Annotated in this window: 14 protein-coding genes; 1 reads left to right on the top strand and 13 read right to left on the bottom strand. The window is 62.7% G+C overall.

Annotated elements, in window-relative coordinates; genetic code table 11:
* Nucleotides 1-51: 51 nt before the first annotated feature.
* The 9 genes from ACYVL5_RS21310 to ACYVL5_RS21350 all read right to left on the bottom strand — a co-directional run bounded on the left by ACYVL5_RS21310 (nt 52) and on the right by ACYVL5_RS21350 (nt 9,477).
* Complete coding sequence (locus ACYVL5_RS21310) at nt 52-1,089, bottom strand: DHH family phosphoesterase (protein WP_460597595.1); 1,038 nt, start codon at nt 1,087-1,089, stop codon at nt 52-54.
* 169 nt (nt 1,090-1,258) lie between these two features.
* Complete coding sequence (locus ACYVL5_RS21315; protein WP_460597582.1) at nt 1,259-1,642, bottom strand: hypothetical protein; 384 nt, start codon at nt 1,640-1,642, stop codon at nt 1,259-1,261.
* A gap of 257 nt (nt 1,643-1,899) precedes the next feature.
* Nucleotides 1,900-4,527: a CBS domain-containing protein gene (locus ACYVL5_RS21320; protein WP_460597583.1), complete on the bottom strand. Its 2,628-nt coding sequence runs from the start codon at nt 4,525-4,527 to the stop codon at nt 1,900-1,902.
* Entirely contained in the window at nt 4,527-5,327 is an 801-nt protein-coding gene (amrB, locus tag ACYVL5_RS21325) for an MEMO1 family protein (protein ID WP_460597584.1), read from the bottom strand. Before amrB ends, ACYVL5_RS21320 begins: the two co-directional genes overlap by 1 nt.
* Before the next feature lie 91 nt (nt 5,328-5,418).
* On the bottom strand, nt 5,419-5,997 hold the full coding sequence (gene scpB / locus ACYVL5_RS21330) for an SMC-Scp complex subunit ScpB (RefSeq protein WP_460597585.1): 579 nt from the start codon (nt 5,995-5,997) through the stop codon (nt 5,419-5,421).
* Entirely contained in the window at nt 5,987-6,802 is an 816-nt protein-coding gene (locus ACYVL5_RS21335; RefSeq protein ID WP_460597586.1) for a segregation and condensation protein A, read from the bottom strand. Before ACYVL5_RS21335 ends, scpB begins: the two co-directional genes overlap by 11 nt.
* A gap of 6 nt (nt 6,803-6,808) precedes the next feature.
* The gene (gene trpS, locus ACYVL5_RS21340; protein ID WP_460597587.1) at nt 6,809-7,792 is read right to left on the bottom strand and encodes a tryptophan--tRNA ligase; all 984 of its coding nucleotides are present in this window, start codon (nt 7,790-7,792) and stop codon (nt 6,809-6,811) included.
* A 26-nt stretch (nt 7,793-7,818) separates the two neighbouring features.
* Nucleotides 7,819-8,499 carry a site-2 protease family protein gene (locus ACYVL5_RS21345; protein ID WP_460597588.1) on the bottom strand — a complete coding sequence of 227 codons (681 nt, stop codon included), beginning with the start codon at nt 8,497-8,499 and terminating at the stop codon, nt 7,819-7,821.
* 198 nt (nt 8,500-8,697) lie between these two features.
* Nucleotides 8,698-9,477, bottom strand: a complete 780-nt coding sequence (locus ACYVL5_RS21350) for a dienelactone hydrolase family protein (RefSeq protein WP_460597589.1) — start codon at nt 9,475-9,477, stop codon at nt 8,698-8,700.
* A gap of 267 nt (nt 9,478-9,744) precedes the next feature.
* On the opposite strand from ACYVL5_RS21350, the gene ACYVL5_RS21355 reads away from it, so the two are divergent.
* A complete protein-coding gene (locus tag ACYVL5_RS21355; RefSeq protein WP_460597590.1) occupies nt 9,745-10,380 on the top strand; it encodes a hypothetical protein in 636 nt (211 codons plus the stop codon).
* On the opposite strand, the gene ACYVL5_RS21360 is transcribed toward ACYVL5_RS21355, so the two are convergent.
* The 4 genes from ACYVL5_RS21360 to ftsH all read right to left on the bottom strand — a co-directional run bounded on the left by ACYVL5_RS21360 (nt 10,377) and on the right by ftsH (nt 15,648).
* Nucleotides 10,377-12,113, bottom strand: a complete 1,737-nt coding sequence (locus tag ACYVL5_RS21360) for a 4Fe-4S binding protein (RefSeq protein ID WP_460597591.1) — start codon at nt 12,111-12,113, stop codon at nt 10,377-10,379. The genes ACYVL5_RS21355 and ACYVL5_RS21360 overlap by 4 nt on opposite strands.
* A gap of 8 nt (nt 12,114-12,121) precedes the next feature.
* Entirely contained in the window at nt 12,122-13,003 is an 882-nt protein-coding gene (locus ACYVL5_RS21365) for a DUF362 domain-containing protein (RefSeq protein ID WP_460597592.1), read from the bottom strand.
* Nucleotides 13,004-13,090: 87 nt separating this feature from the next.
* Nucleotides 13,091-13,459, bottom strand: coding sequence for a hypothetical protein (locus ACYVL5_RS21370; RefSeq protein ID WP_460597593.1), 369 nt, complete (start codon nt 13,457-13,459; stop codon nt 13,091-13,093).
* A 392-nt stretch (nt 13,460-13,851) separates the two neighbouring features.
* A complete protein-coding gene (gene ftsH / locus ACYVL5_RS21375; protein ID WP_460597594.1) occupies nt 13,852-15,648 on the bottom strand; it encodes an ATP-dependent metallopeptidase FtsH/Yme1/Tma family protein in 1,797 nt (598 codons plus the stop codon).
* Nucleotides 15,649-16,042 lie beyond the last annotated feature (394 nt).

Consider the following 16,042-nt stretch of genomic DNA (forward strand, 5'->3'; position numbering starts at 1 on the left):
GCACTTTAGAAAGGCTTTGGCAACCCTTTCATGAAGAAAAGACAGGACTAATTAGGACTGCGGGGCGAGCGGTTCGTAGGAGGCGGAAGAAACGCCGAGCCGGGCCAGGAGCCGCTCGGTGAGGAGTTTTTCCACCCGCGAGATCTCGCTTGCCGTTTCGTCGACGTTGTCGACCTTGCCGCCGGCCATCATGCCGTGGCCGCCGGCGCTTCCCACCCCGGCGACGATGCCCCGGATCAGCTCCCCGGCGTTGATCTCCTCGCTGGAGGTCCGGATGGAGAGCACCATCTCGTTGTTGTACTGCCCCATGCAGAGGACCACCTCCAGCCCTTCCAGCCGCAGGATCAGGTCGGCCAGTTCGGCCACCACCTCCGGGAACTGGACCTTCTGCAGGTTGGCGATGGCCACCGTGCCGTAGACGACGGCGTTCTCGAGGGCGTTGTGGAGGGCGATGAAATACTCCTTGGGGAGCCGTGGGTGGGTGATGCTGTTCAACAGGGTCTTGTTGGCCAGCGGGAAGAGCTCGAGGTAGGCGTCGCGGTCGGGACGGGTGGCCTCGCGCCCGAGGTCCTGGGTCTCGGACTTGATGGCGTAGAAGAGCGCGGTGGCGAGCTTGGTCCCCAGCGAGACCCCCTGGACCTTCAGGTAGTCGTAGAGGATGGTGGCGGTGGTCCCGTACTCGGGGCGGATGTCGACCCAGCGGCAGTGGGCGCTCGCCTCACGCATCGGGTGGTGGTCGATGACCACATCGACGCGGGCGTCGGGAGGAAGCGAGTTGTTGCCGGTCTGGGGCTGGCTGTCCAGGAGGCAGATCACCTGGAAGGCCTTGAGGTCGATCAGCGGGAAAGGGGTGAGCGGGATCTGGAGGAGCTTGGCCATGGCCAGGTTTTCGCTGCGGCCGATCATGCCGGAGAAGGCGATCACCGCCTCGCGGCTCAAGCGGACGGCGAAGAGGTGACGAAGGGCCATCGCGGAGGCGAGCGAATCGGGATCCGGGTTGTCGTGCACCACGATGAGGATCCTTCCCCTGCCGCTGACCCAGGTCAAAAGAGAATCGGTATAGGTCAGCAGGTCCTGCCGATCTACCATGCGCGCCAAGCTTACCCCCGTACGACAATTGACACTTTGGAGACGTTCAAAGTGTATACCAGCGGCCTCGCCAAGGCAAGGTGAGGCGATTCATGAGGAGGCCGAGGCGGCGGCACAAAAAAAGGGGGCCAAGGGCCCCCTCACCTGCATCGGGAAAAAACGCGGCGGATCAGAACCTGCCGCGGATAAGCTGGGCGGTAACCATCACCGAGGAGGTTCCCCTGGTTCCTTCCCTCAACTCCGGCATGAGGCTCGGCATGGCGAACTTCACCCGGCCGTTTTCCAGCTCGGCCAGGGAGCGGGAGACGCTGACGATGCCGTAGGTGGCCCCGACCAGCACGCCCCCTGCGCCGCCGTACCCCATGTAGTCGAGGTGCTTGCCCGGCTGCTTGGTGAAGGCGAGCAGCGCCGCCCCCACCAGGGCACCGGAGAGCCCGCCGTAGAAGGCGTCCTGGAAGACGGTCTTGAAGGCGTTTTCCTGCTGCTGCTCGGCCAAGGCCGGGGTGGCAAGGGTGGCCACTAGAAGCATCGAAACCAGGATTCGTTTAATCATCAGCATGGGAGTCCTCTCGTAACCAGGCGATCTGCCCATACTCTTAGCAATTCCCGGGCCACAATGGCCGAAGGGGGCGATAACTCGTAAAACCTGCTGGAATCATTACTTAGCGAAGTGAAAGGCTCTAATGGAGAAAGGGGGAGCATGGGGGGATGTGACAATTTTGCCGCAGTTGCACTGACAAATTACGGCAAATGACGGTCTTTCAGGTGGTTACGGGGAGTGCGCGATATGACCAGCATGTGGCAAAAAAGCTACACTTCCTGCAAAAGATCCCTGGCCATTACCAGTTCCTCCCCCTTGGTGGCCACCGTCCCGTTGAGACGGGCATGCAGGACGGCGTCCAGGACCTCGCGGAAACGCGGACCGGGGCGGCCGCCGAGCTTTTTGAGATCGTCGCCGTCGATCTGGGGCTTGACCAGCTGGAGCTTGGTGAAGTAGAGGGAGATCCACTTCTTGACCTCCGGGTTCTTGCTCTTGGCCATCAGGTAGAGGAGCTCCTCGACCGGGAGCATCCGGAGGAAGAAGTAGATGTCGGCGTTCTCCACCCTCCCCTGATCGAGGAAGCGCTGCTCCAGGGCCGCCACCAGGTCATGCCCCTGCCTGCGTGCGGTGGCGAGCTTCTCGCGCTGGTGCTCGTTGACCGCAAGCCTCAGGCAGGAGGCGGTGAACTCCTCGTCGCTCAGCGCATCGCACAGGGCCAGGAAGTAGACTGCCCACTGCTCGCAGGGGCGCTCCAGGTAGAGGAGCTGGTACCAGGAGACCACGTAGCGGACCTCCTCGAGAAGCTCCTCCAGGGGCTCGGTCAGCTCGAGGTTCGCGTGGATGAAGCGGAAGAGACCGAGCGAGGACATCCGGTGGATACCGCGCAGCGGTTCCTTCTCCCTAAGGATCTGCACGAGCTCGGCCAAAAGGCGCCGGCCGCCGAGCTTCTCCAGGAAATCCATCTTGACGGCGTTCTTGATCAGGTCCTCGGTGTGCTTGGCGATCTTGAAGCCGAGCCGCTGTTCGAAGCGGATGGCCCGGAAGACCCGGGTCGGGTCCTCGACGAAGGAGAGGTTGTGCAGGACGCGGATCACCTTGGCCTGCAGGTCGCGGTAGGCGCCGAAGTAGTCGACCAGGTGCCCGAACTCCTCGTCGTTGAGCTTGATGGCCAGCGTGTTGACGGTGAAGTCCCTCCGGTAGAGGTCCATCTTCAGGGAGGAGTGTTCCACGGTGGGAAGCGCCCCCGGCGATACGTAGTACTCGAGCCGGGTGCTGGCGACGTCGACCTTGAAGCCGTCCGGGAAGACGATGACCGCGGTGTGGAACTTCTGGTGGCTCTTGACCCGGCAGCCGAAGCGGGAGGCGAAGCTCTCGGCGAAGAGGATGCCGTCGCCGTCCACGGTGACGTCGACGTCCATGTTCTGGCTCCCCAGGAGGAGGTCGCGCACGAACCCTCCCACCGCGTAGACGTCCACCTCCAGCGAATCCCCTACCCGGCCCAAGTCGCGCAGCACCTGGACCGAGCGGGGCGAGAGGTATCTCTTCATGAGCCCTTCGACCTCGCGGCTCTTGACCAGGCTCGCGTCGCGGGCGAGGTCGTAGATCTCGTCGCCGGAGAGGGAGTAGCGCAAGAGGTCGGTACGGGTGACCACCCCCACCAGCTGGTCGCCGGAGAGAACCGGGATCAGGCGGGCGTCGCCCCCCACCATGGAGGCCTGGAGGTCCGAGATCGGGGTGTCGGGGGTGGCCGAGTAGAACTCGGAGTGCATGTAGTCGGAGATCGGCACCTGGCCCAGGTCATGGTAGAGGGCCTTCTCCACGATCTTTCTCGAGATGATGCCGGCCACCTTGCCGTCGTCGATGACCGGCATGGCGCTCACGTTGTAGCGTACCAGCCGCTCCTGGGCCTGGGCGATGGTGCAGCCGGGAGGGAGCGTCTTGACCGGGGAGGACATGATGTCGCGGGCTGAGCGCCTGGGATCGACCCGTTTCCTGAGCACGGCGTCCAGCTGCTGGAGCACCTGGATGAGGGTGAGCCCCCGGATGGTGGCCGAGGCGGCGGTGGCGTGCCCTCCCCCGCCGAGCTCCTTGAGGATCTCCCCTACCCTCACCTCCGGCACCCGGCTTCTCGCGATCACGAAGACCCGGTCGGCCATGGAGACCACCAAAAAGAGCGCCTGCAGGTTCTCCATGTCACGGATCATGTGGGCGAGCCCGGCGATGTCCCCCACGTAGCGGTCGACCGAGGCGTGGGCCACCGAGACGTCCACCCCCTTCAAGGAGGTGGTCTTCAGGGAGAGAAGGAGATCGTTCAAGAGGGAAACCTGCTCGACGGTCAGCTCCTTGCCGATCGAGTCCGCCACCTCGTTGAGGCTCGCCCCCTGCTCCAGGAGCCAGCTTGCGGCCTGGTAATCCTCGGGAGTGGTGTTGGGGAAGGTGAGGTTGCCGGTGTCCTCGTGGATCCCGAGCATCATGAGGGTCGCCTCGTAGGGGGTGAGGATAATCCCTTTGGCGCGCAGGTGGGCGGTCAGGATGGTCGTGGTGGAGCCGCAGGGACGGATCTCCCCGCCGGTCGGGGAAAGGTCGCCGGAACTGGAGGGGTGGTGGTCGTAGACGACGAGCTCCACCTCTTTCCCCTTGGCCAGTTCCCCGAAGCGGGAGATCCGGGAGGAGTGCTGGCAATCGACCACGATCAGCCGGGTGACGGCGGAGAAGTCGAGGTCCTTCAGGCGGAGGAAGTTCAGCTGGTCGGGGGGCTGCTTCTGGAAGAAGTCGCGCACCCCCTTTTCCTGGGAGCCGGAGAAGACCAGGAGGGCATCGGGGTAGAGGCGCTTGGCGGCCACCATGGAGCCCACGCAGTCGAAATCGGCGTTGACGTGGGTGGTGATGACCTCCATCAGCTCACCGCGACGGCCGCGTAACCGACCACCCGTTTCAGGTCGCCGTTCACCTCGCCGCTGTTGGAGTAGCTGATCACCCGGCTCTGGCGGGCCCCCAGCTGGTTGGCGGCGGTCAGCATGACGGCGGCGGGCATCACCCCGCACATGGTGATGTCCCGGTCGCGGCAGACGGCGAGGAGCCCCTGGGGGTTGAGCGCGGTCAGTTCGGCGAGGGCGGCCTCGTCCTTGGTGCGCGCGGTCTGGGCCGACTCGTAGTGGGTCATGTCGGAGCTGGCCACGATCAGCACCTCCTTGCCGTACTCGGTGATGGCGCGGGCCAGCCCCTCCCCGATCTCGGTGACCGTTTCGAACGGGAGATAGGAGAGGCAGATCGGGGCGATGGTGACGTTGGGATTGCGGTACTGCAGGAAGGGGATCTGGACCTCGAGCGAGTGCTCGAAACGGTGGGCGGTGGCGTCCTCGCGCACCTTGGGGGCGTGCTTCACCACCAGCTCGCAAAGCCGGGCGTTGACGGGGACGGCACCGAGCGGAGTCATCCATTCCCCCAAGGGAGAGATGGCGGCAGGGTACCCCATGCCGGTGTGGTTGGGGCCGAGCAGGATCACCGCGTCGGGGACCCGGATGGCCCCGTAGACCCGGCCGGCCACCATCCCGGAGTAGACGTACCCGGCATGGGGCGCCACGATGCCGAGCACGCGGCCGTGCTCACCCTCCACCACCATGGAACGGAGCTCTTTTCTCAGCTGGTCGGGTTCATCCGTGTAGAACTTTCCTGCCACTGCCGGCTGACGTACCATGCATCCCTCCTCGGGCCTGCCGTTCACCAGCCGGCACGAATCATGCCGGGGGACAAGCCACATCGATAGTTTAGCACAGAGCCCGCCGGCTTCAGGATTCCTCGGCGGCAAGCGGAAGGGCGGGCTGGTCGGCGAAAGGATCGGGAGGGGCGAGCTCCTGGATCTCCTTCAGGGTGGGGAGCGAGGAGAGGTCCTTCAGGTCGAAGAGCTCGAGGAATTCCTTGCTGGTTCCGTAGATGAGCGGCTTGCCCGGCACATCCTTCTTGCCGAGGATCTTCAGGAGCTTCTTCTCCAGCAGGTTCTTGAGCACCCCGCCGGAATCGACCCCTCTCAGGTACTCGATCTCGGCCCGGGTGACCGGCTGGCGGTATGCGATGATGGCCAGGGTCTCCAGGGCGGACTGGCTGAACTTAACCCCTTTGCTCTTGTTGAGCCTGCGCAGGTAATCGGCGTGCTCGGGACGGGTGCGGAGCTGGTAGCCGCCGGCCACCTGGACCAGCACGATCCCCCGTTCGCTCCCCTCGTAATCGGCAACCAGCACCTCCAGGGCCTGGCGGATGTCGGCCCGCTCGAACTCCTCGAGGATGAGGGCCAGCCGGTCGAGCGACAGGGGCTGGTCGTGCACGAACAAAAGACTTTCGACGATACCCTTCAACGACTTACCCGACAACGAGCGCCTCCCCTTGCAGGTCACCCTCGATCTCGGCGGGGTCCGGCAGCGCCCCCTCCTCGGAGGTGGCGGTGAGCCAGATGGAGCCGAGGCTTTCGACCTGGGTGATCCTGATCAGTTTCAACTTGCACAGTTCCAGCATGGAGAGAAAGGTGACCACCAGCAGGTCCCGGGTCATCCCGTCGTGGAAGAGCTCCTCGAAACGAAGGGTCCTCTTCTCGTGCAAAAGGGAAAGGACCTCGCTGATCCGGTCGGCGATGCTGATGCCGTCGGCCCCCACGTTGTGGAAGGTATCCACCGAGACCCGGGAGAGCACCTTCCTAAAGGCCTCGATGAGCTCGAAGAGCTCGACGTCGGCAGGCTCCTCCTCGGGCGCCATCTCGGCCAGCTCCGGCGAGGCGAATTTCCTGGCGAAGACGTCGCGGCCGAGGAGATCGCGGGCCACCAGGTCGGAGCCCGCCTCCCGGTAGCGCTGGTATTCGAGGAGCCTTCGCACCAGTTCGGCGCGCGGGTCCTCGACCTCCGCCTCCTCGTCGTCGCGCTCGACCGGCAACAGCATGCGGGACTTGATCTGCAAAAGGGTGGCCGCCATCACCAGGAACTCCCCGGCGATGTCCAGGTTCAACTCCTTCAAGAGCTCCATGTACTCCAGGTACTGCCTGGTGATGGCCGCGATGGGGATGTTGTAGATGTCCACCTCGTTCTTCTTGATGAGGTGGAGGAGCAGATCGAGGGGGCCCTCGAACTGCTCGATCTGTACCTGGTAGGCGTTTTCCAGCGCCTCGGTGAAGAGGGTGTCTTGCATGAAATCCTAGACCTTGAGCGCGGCGCGCACCTCGTTCATGGTTTCGCGGGCGGCCACCTCGGCCTTTTTCGATCCCTCGGCGAGCACCTCGTCCACCAGGCCCTCCTTGGCGGCCAGTTCCTCGCGCTTGGCGCGGAGCGGGGCCAGGGTGTCGACCATGCACTGGGCCAGGATCTTCTTGCAGTCGACGCAGCCAAGCTCGGCGCTGCGGCAGGCAACCACGATCTCGTCGCGCTTCTCCTGCGGGACGTAGAGGGAGTGCAGGGTGAAGGCGACGCAGCGGTCCGGCTCGCCCGGGTCCTTCTTGAAGGGGCGCAGGGTGTCGGTCACCATGGAGAGGACCTTCTTCCTGGTGGTCTCGGCGTCGTCGGAAAGGAAGATGGCGTTGTTGTAGGACTTGCTCATCTTGCGGCCGTCCAGACCGAGCACCTTCGGGGTCTCGGTGAGAAGCGCCGCCGGCTCCGGGAAGACCGGTTGATAGAGGAAATTGAAGCGCCGGGCGATCTCCCTGGTGATCTCCAGATGGGGAACCTGGTCCTGGCCGACCGGCACACGGGCCGCCTTGTAGACGATGATGTCGGAGGCCATGAGCACCGGGTAACCCAGGAAGCCGAAGGTGGAGAGGTCCTTGGTGGTGAGGTTCTCCTGCATCTCCTTGTAGGTCGGATTCCTTTCCAGCCAGGAGACCGGGGTGATCATCCCGAGGATCAGGTTCAGCTCGGCGTGCTGGGGAACCTGGCTCTGCTCGAAGATGACGCTCTGCTCGGGATCGATCCCGAAGGCGAGCCAGTCGAGCACCATCTCGCGGATGTTCTCCTTGATCCCGTCGGTGCTGGCGTACTCGGTGGTGAGCGAATGCCAGTCGGCGGCGAAGAAGAAACACTCGAAGTTCTTCTGCAACTCCAGCCAGTTGGAAAGCACCCCGTGGTAGTGTCCAAGGTGCAGTTTACCGGTGGGTCTCATGCCGCTGACGATTCGATTGTCGCTCATTTGTGGAAGCTCCTTTTCAGTATCCATCACCGCATCATGAGGCGGGTGACGTTGAAGACCAGGCCGCTGTCGGCTCCGGCCAGAAGATGAACGCCAAAGTTGAGGGCCGGGAAGATCACGTAGTCGAAGACCCGGGTCAGGAAGACCAGGGCGATGATGATGATCATCCCGAAAGGCTCGAGCCGCGCCAGCCCGAGGGAGAGCCGGTAGGGAAGGAGCCCGACCGCCACCCTGCCGCCGTCCAGGGGAGGCATGGGGATCAGGTTGAAGATCCCGAGCAGCAAGTTGATGTAGACCGAGAAGGCCAGCATCAGGGTAATGGGATCGGCCACCATGGCCAGCGTGGTCCCGTCGGGGATGCCGCTTCCCGCCCGGATCATCAACCGCATGGCGAAGGCGGAGACGGTGGCCAAAAGGAAGTTGGTTACCGGGCCGGCGGCGGCCACCCAGACCATGTCGGTCTTGGGCCTCTTGAGGTTTCGGTAATCGACCGGCACCGGCTTCGCCCATCCGATCCCGACGATGAAGATCATCAGGGTCCCGAAGAGGTCGATGTGGCGAAGCGGGTTGAGGGTGAGCCTCCCCATGCTGCGGGCGGTATGGTCCCCCAGTCGGTCGGCGACCCATCCGTGCGACACCTCATGGCAGGTGATGGCCATCAGCGCGGGCACCAGCATGATCGAAAGCTTGAAGAAAAACTGGTCCATGGGTTCCTAATGCCGGGGGGGGGAAGTACAAAGCAACTTCTGTAACAGATCGAGTCGGGAAAGTCAACGATGGCGGGGGATGAGGGGATGGGTAGGGATGAGGATGAGGGAGCCTTGAAATGTCCCCCATCCCCACCCTGTCCTTCTCCTTGAAGGAGAAGGGACCCTACGGATGGACTAGGCTCAAAGAGTTCGGGGCTACTTGAAGATCTCCTTGAAGAACAGTTTCATCGCCTCCCAGGAACGGTGATCGGCCTTCTCGTTGTAGGCCACCCCCTTGGAGGGATCGTTGCCGGACTTCGGATTGGTGAAGCTGTGGACGGCGCCGCCGTAGATGTTCATCTCCCAGTCCACCTTGGCGTCCCGCATCTCCTTCTGGAAGGCGGCCACCTTGTCGGCGGGAACCAGGGGATCGTCTCCACCGTGCAGGGCGAGGACCCTCCCCTTGATGTTCTTCGCGTCCGCGGGGTTCGGCGTATCGAGCCCGCCGTGGAAACTCACGGTACCGAGGAGATCGGCGCCGCTGCGGGCAAGTTCGAGGGTGGCGGTCCCACCAAAGCAGTACCCCATTGCCGCGAGCTTCTTGGGGTTTACGTTTTTAAAGCCGGCCAGTTTTTCCAGTCCCGCCGCGGCCCGCGCCCGCAGCAGAGAGCGGTCCTCGCTGCGATACTTCCCGGCCTCCCTGGCGGCCTCCTGCGGATTTGAGGGGCGCACCCCCTTGCCGTAGATGTCGGCGGCAAAGGCGACGTAACCGAGCTTGGCGAGTTGCTCGCAGCGCCCTTTCTCATACGAGGTCACCCCGGTCCATTCATGAATCACCAGCACGCCGGGGCGTTTTCCTTTGAAGGAGTCGTCATAGGCGAGGAAACCCTCCAGCGTGGTGTCCCCCTGACGGTAGTCGACGGTCTTGGTAATCATCTTTGCCTCCACGTTCCGGGCAGCAAGCACCAGGAGCAAAGCAAACAGCCAACGCTTCATTCTATACCTCCTGAAATTCCCCCACCCGCATCAGCCGGAAAGGCGTGGCGTTGGGGACGTAATGGGTGATAGACGACACCAACATAGTATCAAATGAATGAGAGTTTCGCCGAACGGCATCGCCGAAGGAAGCTGTACAGGCGGCCCCTCCCCCTCAGCCTACGGTCCAGGGAGAAGTATCCGTCGAGGGGGAGGGGCCAGTGGAGGGCATTGACAGGTATGGATGCGCTTATATCCTTAAGTCATCCCATAAATTAGAGGCTGCCAATGTTATCCAGACAATTGAAAGCAATGCTGGCCGTCTTGCCGCTCTGTGGAATGCTTCTTGGCGGCTGCACCCTCTTCGGGAAGAGCTGGGGCAGCGCCCCGACCGCCACCCTTCTCCAGGTCCAGGACGACTACCGGGCCGCGGAAGAGCAGGCGGCGGCGACGGAATGGACTCTCCACGACCTGTACTTCGCACCGGAACCCGACATCCCGCAGGCCTACGAGGTTTTCTGCCGTGAAGCGGCCAACATGGAAGTGGAAGGGAAGAACCTGGTGACGCATGCCGAGGGGATTCGTTACCGCGGTGAGGGGTACCTGGTGGAACCGGAGGTGAACAGCGCGAAGTGCCCCTTACCCGGGGCCACCCCCGGGGTAGAGACCCGGCCGGTAAGGCTGGGGAATTTCTATAACGTGATCGACGACCAGGCCTGGGAGATCAAGGATAACTGGCGGGCCTACCAGTTCGACATCCGGCAGATTTGCGACGCCATCGACCACAACAACAATCCGGCCATCATCGATGCCCTTACCCCGATATTCGGAAAGGCGGCGGTGGACAACGCCAGCCTGATCGAGTCGCTGGAACAGGCCCGCCACGGGGTCAAACTGGCCGGGTCCCAGCCGCCCGAGGATTAACGGTAAGGGTTCTCCCCTTCCCACACCTCTTTGCCACCATCTTTTCCTTTCGGTCGGCTACCGGCGCCGGCGGGAGTGTCAACCGATCCTCCCTTGCCGGCGTCTTTCTTCCCGGCGGGAGATTTCGCTTCCTGTCCAGTCCCCTTACCGGCTCCGCCATACGGATCGCTCCCCTCCCCCTCCGCGGGATCTGAAGCCTGGCCATCGCCGGAACCCATCGCGACCGCTTTCAGCGGGCTCTTGTCCTTGACCGCGAAGACTTCGATGCCCGATTTCCCTTCCAACGGGCAGACGTTCTCGCAGATCCCGCAGCCGTTGCAGAGCTCGTCCACCACGTACGGACGGAGGATCTTGACCTTGTTGCCATGCCGGTCGATCTCCTCCACCTCCTCGGACTTGATCGCCTTCTCTGGGAACGGACAATGCTCCTCGCAGACGATGCAGTTGGTCTTCTTGGCATAGGGGAGACAGTGGTTCTTGTCCAACACCGCCTTGCCGATCACCGCCCGCCGCTTCGCCTCGATGGGGAGCGATGGGATGGCAGCCGTCGGGCAGACCTGGCCGCAGAGGTTGCAGTTGTACTCGCAGTAACCAAGGCGCGGGGTAACCACCGGCGTGAAAACCGCCTCCACCCCGCCCTGGGCGACGGCGGGATAAAGCGCCCCGGTAAGGCAAACCTTCATGCACTCGCCGCAGCGGACGCACTTCTTGAGGAATTCGTCCTCGCTCCCGGTCCCCGGCGGACGGAGCAGCCGGGCCTGGGCCTCCGGTCTGCGGAACCGGAAGCTTCCGGCCAGCAGAAACCCTGACAAAAGCCCTCCCAGGAGGACCCTCCGCTCGGGGAGGTATGGGCCGTGTCCCGGAACCGGCATGGCAAGATCGAAGGAGACCCGCTGGTGCCGGCATCCCTGCTGGCACTTCATGCAGAGAAGGCAGTTGTCCGGTTGCAGGATCTCCCCTTCGAAGGCGCAGGGACAGACGGTCCGGCAGGCCTTGCAGTCATCGCACAGGGAAGTTGGGCTCCTCCTGAAGATGGAGAAGCGCCCGGCCAGCCCGAGGAGCGTCCCCAGCGGGCAGAGGTTTCGGCACCAGTTCCGGCTCTCGTAGCGTTCGAGGTAGATGATGCCGAGGAACATGAAGCCGGACAGGAAGGCCAAGGGGTAGAAGGTATCCCGGAAAGGAAGGAGGTTGTCGCGCAAAAGCGCGTAGGCGGGAGCGATGTAGTCGCGCCGCTCTCCTATCAGGCCGTAAAGGTCCACCCAGCCGCTACGGACCGTATGCCCGAAGATGGGATAGAGGAAAAAGGTGAGCCCGCGGACCAGGATGGCGATGGGGTCCAGCACCCCCGCCAGGTTCACGTGCAGGAAGGCGGCGACCAGCATCGGGAAGAGCAGCCAGTACTTCAGTTTCCCCTTGAGGATGCGGAGAGGGACACTCTTTTTGATCCGGACGGTGACGAGGTCAAGCAGGGTGCCGAGCGGACAGATCCAGCCGCAGAAAAAGCGCCCGAGGAGGGCGCTGCAGACGAGGGTAATGACCGCCGGGAACAGCAGCCAGGTAAGGGTGTGCGCCGAGAGGAGGTAGCTCACCAGCACCAGCGGATCGGCCCGGAAAAAGCTGTTGATGGCGGCGGAAATAGTGTCGGAGCCGCGGTATTCGGTCCGCACGAACAGCACCAGGAAGATCGCCAGGAACAGGAGCTGGATGATGCGCGCGAGGTTCGCTTTTTTCATTGATGCCCTCAGGCCCTGACTATGCGTACCTTGTTCAGATTCATCTCGCCCAGCCCGCGCCGGTGAGCGGCTACGGTGACCGAGATGTCCTCGGGGCGATGCCCGAAGAGGGTGGTCGCATAGGCGTCGGCCGCCACTATGTCGGTGGAGGCGAGGACCTTGTTGAGGACCTTCACGTCGCGCAGGTTTCCTCCCTGCGGGCCGTGGGCGGTCAAGACGCGGGTGGCGTCAACCACCACGAGGTGGCTCTTGAGCACGCTGTTGACGTCAGCCAGCGCCTCGTCGATGTTGCGGTGGATGGACCCGCGGTTTCCGCCCATCACCCCCATGACGTTCTTAAGCCCGAGGGTGACCTTGGTAAGGCTGTGATGCTTGGCCACAGGGACGTTTATGAAGACGTCGGCATGCAGCGCCTCGTCGTAGAGTTCCCACTCGCTCAGGACCTTCCCCCTGAGGGCGACCTTCTTGAAGCGTTCGTCCTCGATAAACTTCAGCTCGACATTCTTCATCCCGCCCAGCGCGGCGGTCATCCCGCTGTTCACGTAGCAGCGCCGCTCGTCGTTGCAGGAGCGGTCAAAAACCTTCACCTTTTTGGCCCCCGCCTTCAGCGCCTCTTCGGCAATGGTCTTGACGACGATCGGGTTGGTGTTGGCGGCTTGCGCCGAGGTCCGGTCCCACCCGATGTTGGGCTTGATCACCACCACGTCGCCATGCTTGACGAAGCGCCTCATCCCACCCAGCGCGGCGATGGCGTTACGGGTGATCTGAGCGGCGTCCTTTCCTTCCGCTACCGCCACCACCGGCTGATTGGCGGCCAGCGCCTCTTTCCAGAGAAGCCGGTTGAAAATGGCGGACAGACCGAGGATCTTGAGAAAAGAGCGGCGTTGCATGAGAGGACTCCTTTAAAACCGGTTCTAGGTTCTAGGTTCTAGGTTAACCGCCAGCGGCAAAGAACCTGCACAGTCAAAGGCAAACCATCAGGGTTTCGGGGGGTGCCAGCCGTCGTCGAAGTTCTCGATGCGGTCGGCGTTGAGGGGCAGCTGACAGTGAAGGCAGCGACGCAGATAGAGAAGGCTCATGCCGTTGACATGGTAGTAATTGCGGCAACGGGGACATCTCGCCACTGCGGAGTAACTGGTAACGACAATAAGGATACCGACCCAGATGAAAAAGACCGGCAGGGAACGCTCAAAGGAATGTGTGATCCTCTGTGTCACCCACATGAGCGGAAGGTAGCCAAGCAACACCAGCCAGAGAAACCAGCGCCGTCTGCGAATTCTCTGAAGTCCCGGCGAAAGCGGAACCGGTGCGGGTATCTGTTCGGATGGAGGGTTGCCGTTAGCCAAGACTGCCTCGTTGCGGGATCGAAGAGGTGCACAGCCAAAGGATCAGGCTGTATTAAATACCACTTAACGCAACAGGCGGCAACTATAAACCCACCCTCACCCGGCCTCCGGCCACCCTCTCCCCTAAAGGGGCGAGGGTAGAATGACGTCCCCTCCCCTTCAAGGGGATGACAAGGTGAGAATGGGGGTACTGAACGTAGGGCGACGATGGGGGTGATGAACGTAGGGTGGGCACCCCGTGCCCACGCGGAACGAAAGGGATGGTGGGCAGGGGGCTGCCCACCCTACGAAACTACGGAACTCCCCTAAAGGGGCGAGGGTAGAATGACGGCCCCTCCCCTTCAAGGGGATGACAAGGTGAGAATGGGGGTAGACGCGAGAGGCGGGTCGGCTTACCCCTGGAGGGCGGGGAATTCGATGCCGGCTTTGGCGAAGTGAGGGGCGAGGACTTGGTCGATTTCGGAGGCGTCGAGGGTCTCCTTGGCGACCAGCTCCTCGGTCAAGGCATTGAGCGCTTCCATGTGGGTGGTCAACAGGTCCACCACCTCCGAGTAGCTGCCGGTCACGATGGAGCGGATCTCGGAGTCGATCTCCAGGGCCGTGGTATCGCTGAAATTCTTGCCGGTATGCCCGGCGCCCGGGTCGGTACTTTCATGGTTGCCGAAGGCGACCGGACCGAATGCCTTGGACATCCCCCATTCGCAGACCATCTTACGGGCGGTATCGGTGGCGCGGGCCAGGTCGTTACCGGCCCCCGTCGTCGTGGTTCCAAAGATAAGTTCCTCAGCCGCCCGTCCTCCCATCAGGACCTTGAGATGGCCATCGAGCATTTCCTTGGTGTAGCAGTAGATGTCTTCGGTGGGAATCTGGAGGGTGACACCGAGGGCACGGCCACGGGGAACGATGGAAACCTTGTGCACCGGATCACAGCCAGGGACCAGCTTGGCGACCAGGACGTGCCCGGCCTCGTGGTAGGCGGTGCTGAGCTTCGACTTCTCGGACAGAACGAGGGACTTCTTCTCGGCGCCCATCAAGACCTTGTCGCGAGCGGCATCGAGGTCGGCCATCTCGACATGCCCCTTGTTGGAGCGGGCAGCAAGGATGGCGGCCTCATTGACGACGTTGGCAAGGTCGGCGCCGGACAGTCCCGGAGTCCCCCGGGCGATTACCCGCAGGTCAACCTCGTCGCTCAGGGGCACATTCTTGGCGTGGACCTTGAGGATCTCTTCCCGCCCGCGTATGTCCGGGGAAGGAACCACCACCTGGCGGTCGAAGCGTCCCGACCTCAACAGGGCCTGGTCCAGGACCTCCGGCCGGTTGGTGGCGGCCAGGACGACGATGCCGGAGTTGACCGAGAAGCCGTCCATCTCCACCAGGAGCTGGTTCAGGGTCTGGTCCCGCTCGTCACTGGCCCCTCCGGTGGCGGCATCGCGCTTGCGCCCGACGGCATCGATCTCATCGATGAAAATGATGCAGGGGGCAGCCTTCTTTCCCTGCCCGAAAAGGTCGCGCACGCGGGAGGCGCCGACGCCGACATACATCTCGACGAATTCGGAGCCCGACATGGCGAAAAACGGCACCCCCGCCTCACCGGCCACGGCCCGGGCCAGGAGCGTCTTCCCCGTTCCCGGAGGGCCGACCAGGAGGACGCCGGTCGGCATCTTGCCGCCGAGGGTGGCGAACTTCGCCGGGTCCTTCAGAAAATCGACCGTCTCCATCAGCTCGGCCTTGGCCTCTTCGGCCCCGGCGACGTCGGCGAAGGTGGTGCGGGAAAGGGAACCGTCAAAGAGCCTGGCCCTGCTCCGCCCAAACCCGCTGTATTTGCGGATCACGATGGTGCCGATTCCGGCCACGGCAAGGAGGATCCCGAGCTCGAACCAGTGATACTGGGTCTCAGGCACCGACGAGAAATCGACATGCTTGGCAACCAGCAGTTTCGGGACTTCGGCGCCGGAAGGAACGTAAAGAGTGTACCGTTCGCCTTGCTTTCCCAGCGCCTGGATCTGGTCCCCTTCAAGCCGAACTCGGGCAATGTGACCCGTGTTGACCTTGTCAACGAACGTCGTATAGCTGATGGGCTCCTGTGCTTTTTGGTAGTGGCTCCAGGCGTAGTAGCCGGTGAAGCCGGCCCCGACGAAAGCCAGCATGGCCAGCCCCACGAACAGACGATTTTTTTGAACGTGACCCATGGTCTCCCTTTTACCCTGTAGAGTTTGTCGGCCTGAGACCCAGCGAAGGTGGCGTGCCGAGCCCTCACCGAGGGCTGCGAACTGTGGGTGGCGGATGGAATCGTAGGATTAAAAATCATTGCCGAGGCGATGTAACGTCAAGCCGGACAATTATTTTTATCGGATCGGTCGGAATTTTGTACAGACAAATTATCTTAAACGGGAATTGCTAATGCGGGGAGAGAGGTGCCTCGGAGAAGCCGGCAAAGGGGATTAGGGCCAATCAGGAACCTGATTAGCGCCAATCTTCCGCTGGAAGACAAGCGCGACATATTACGTCGTAGGTGGTTCATATAATCACGGCACATTCCATCCGAGGAGGCTGCCGTGAAGAATCGTTTCCAGTTCCAGTCAG

Source organism: Geomonas sp. Red276 (genome assembly GCF_054784495.1).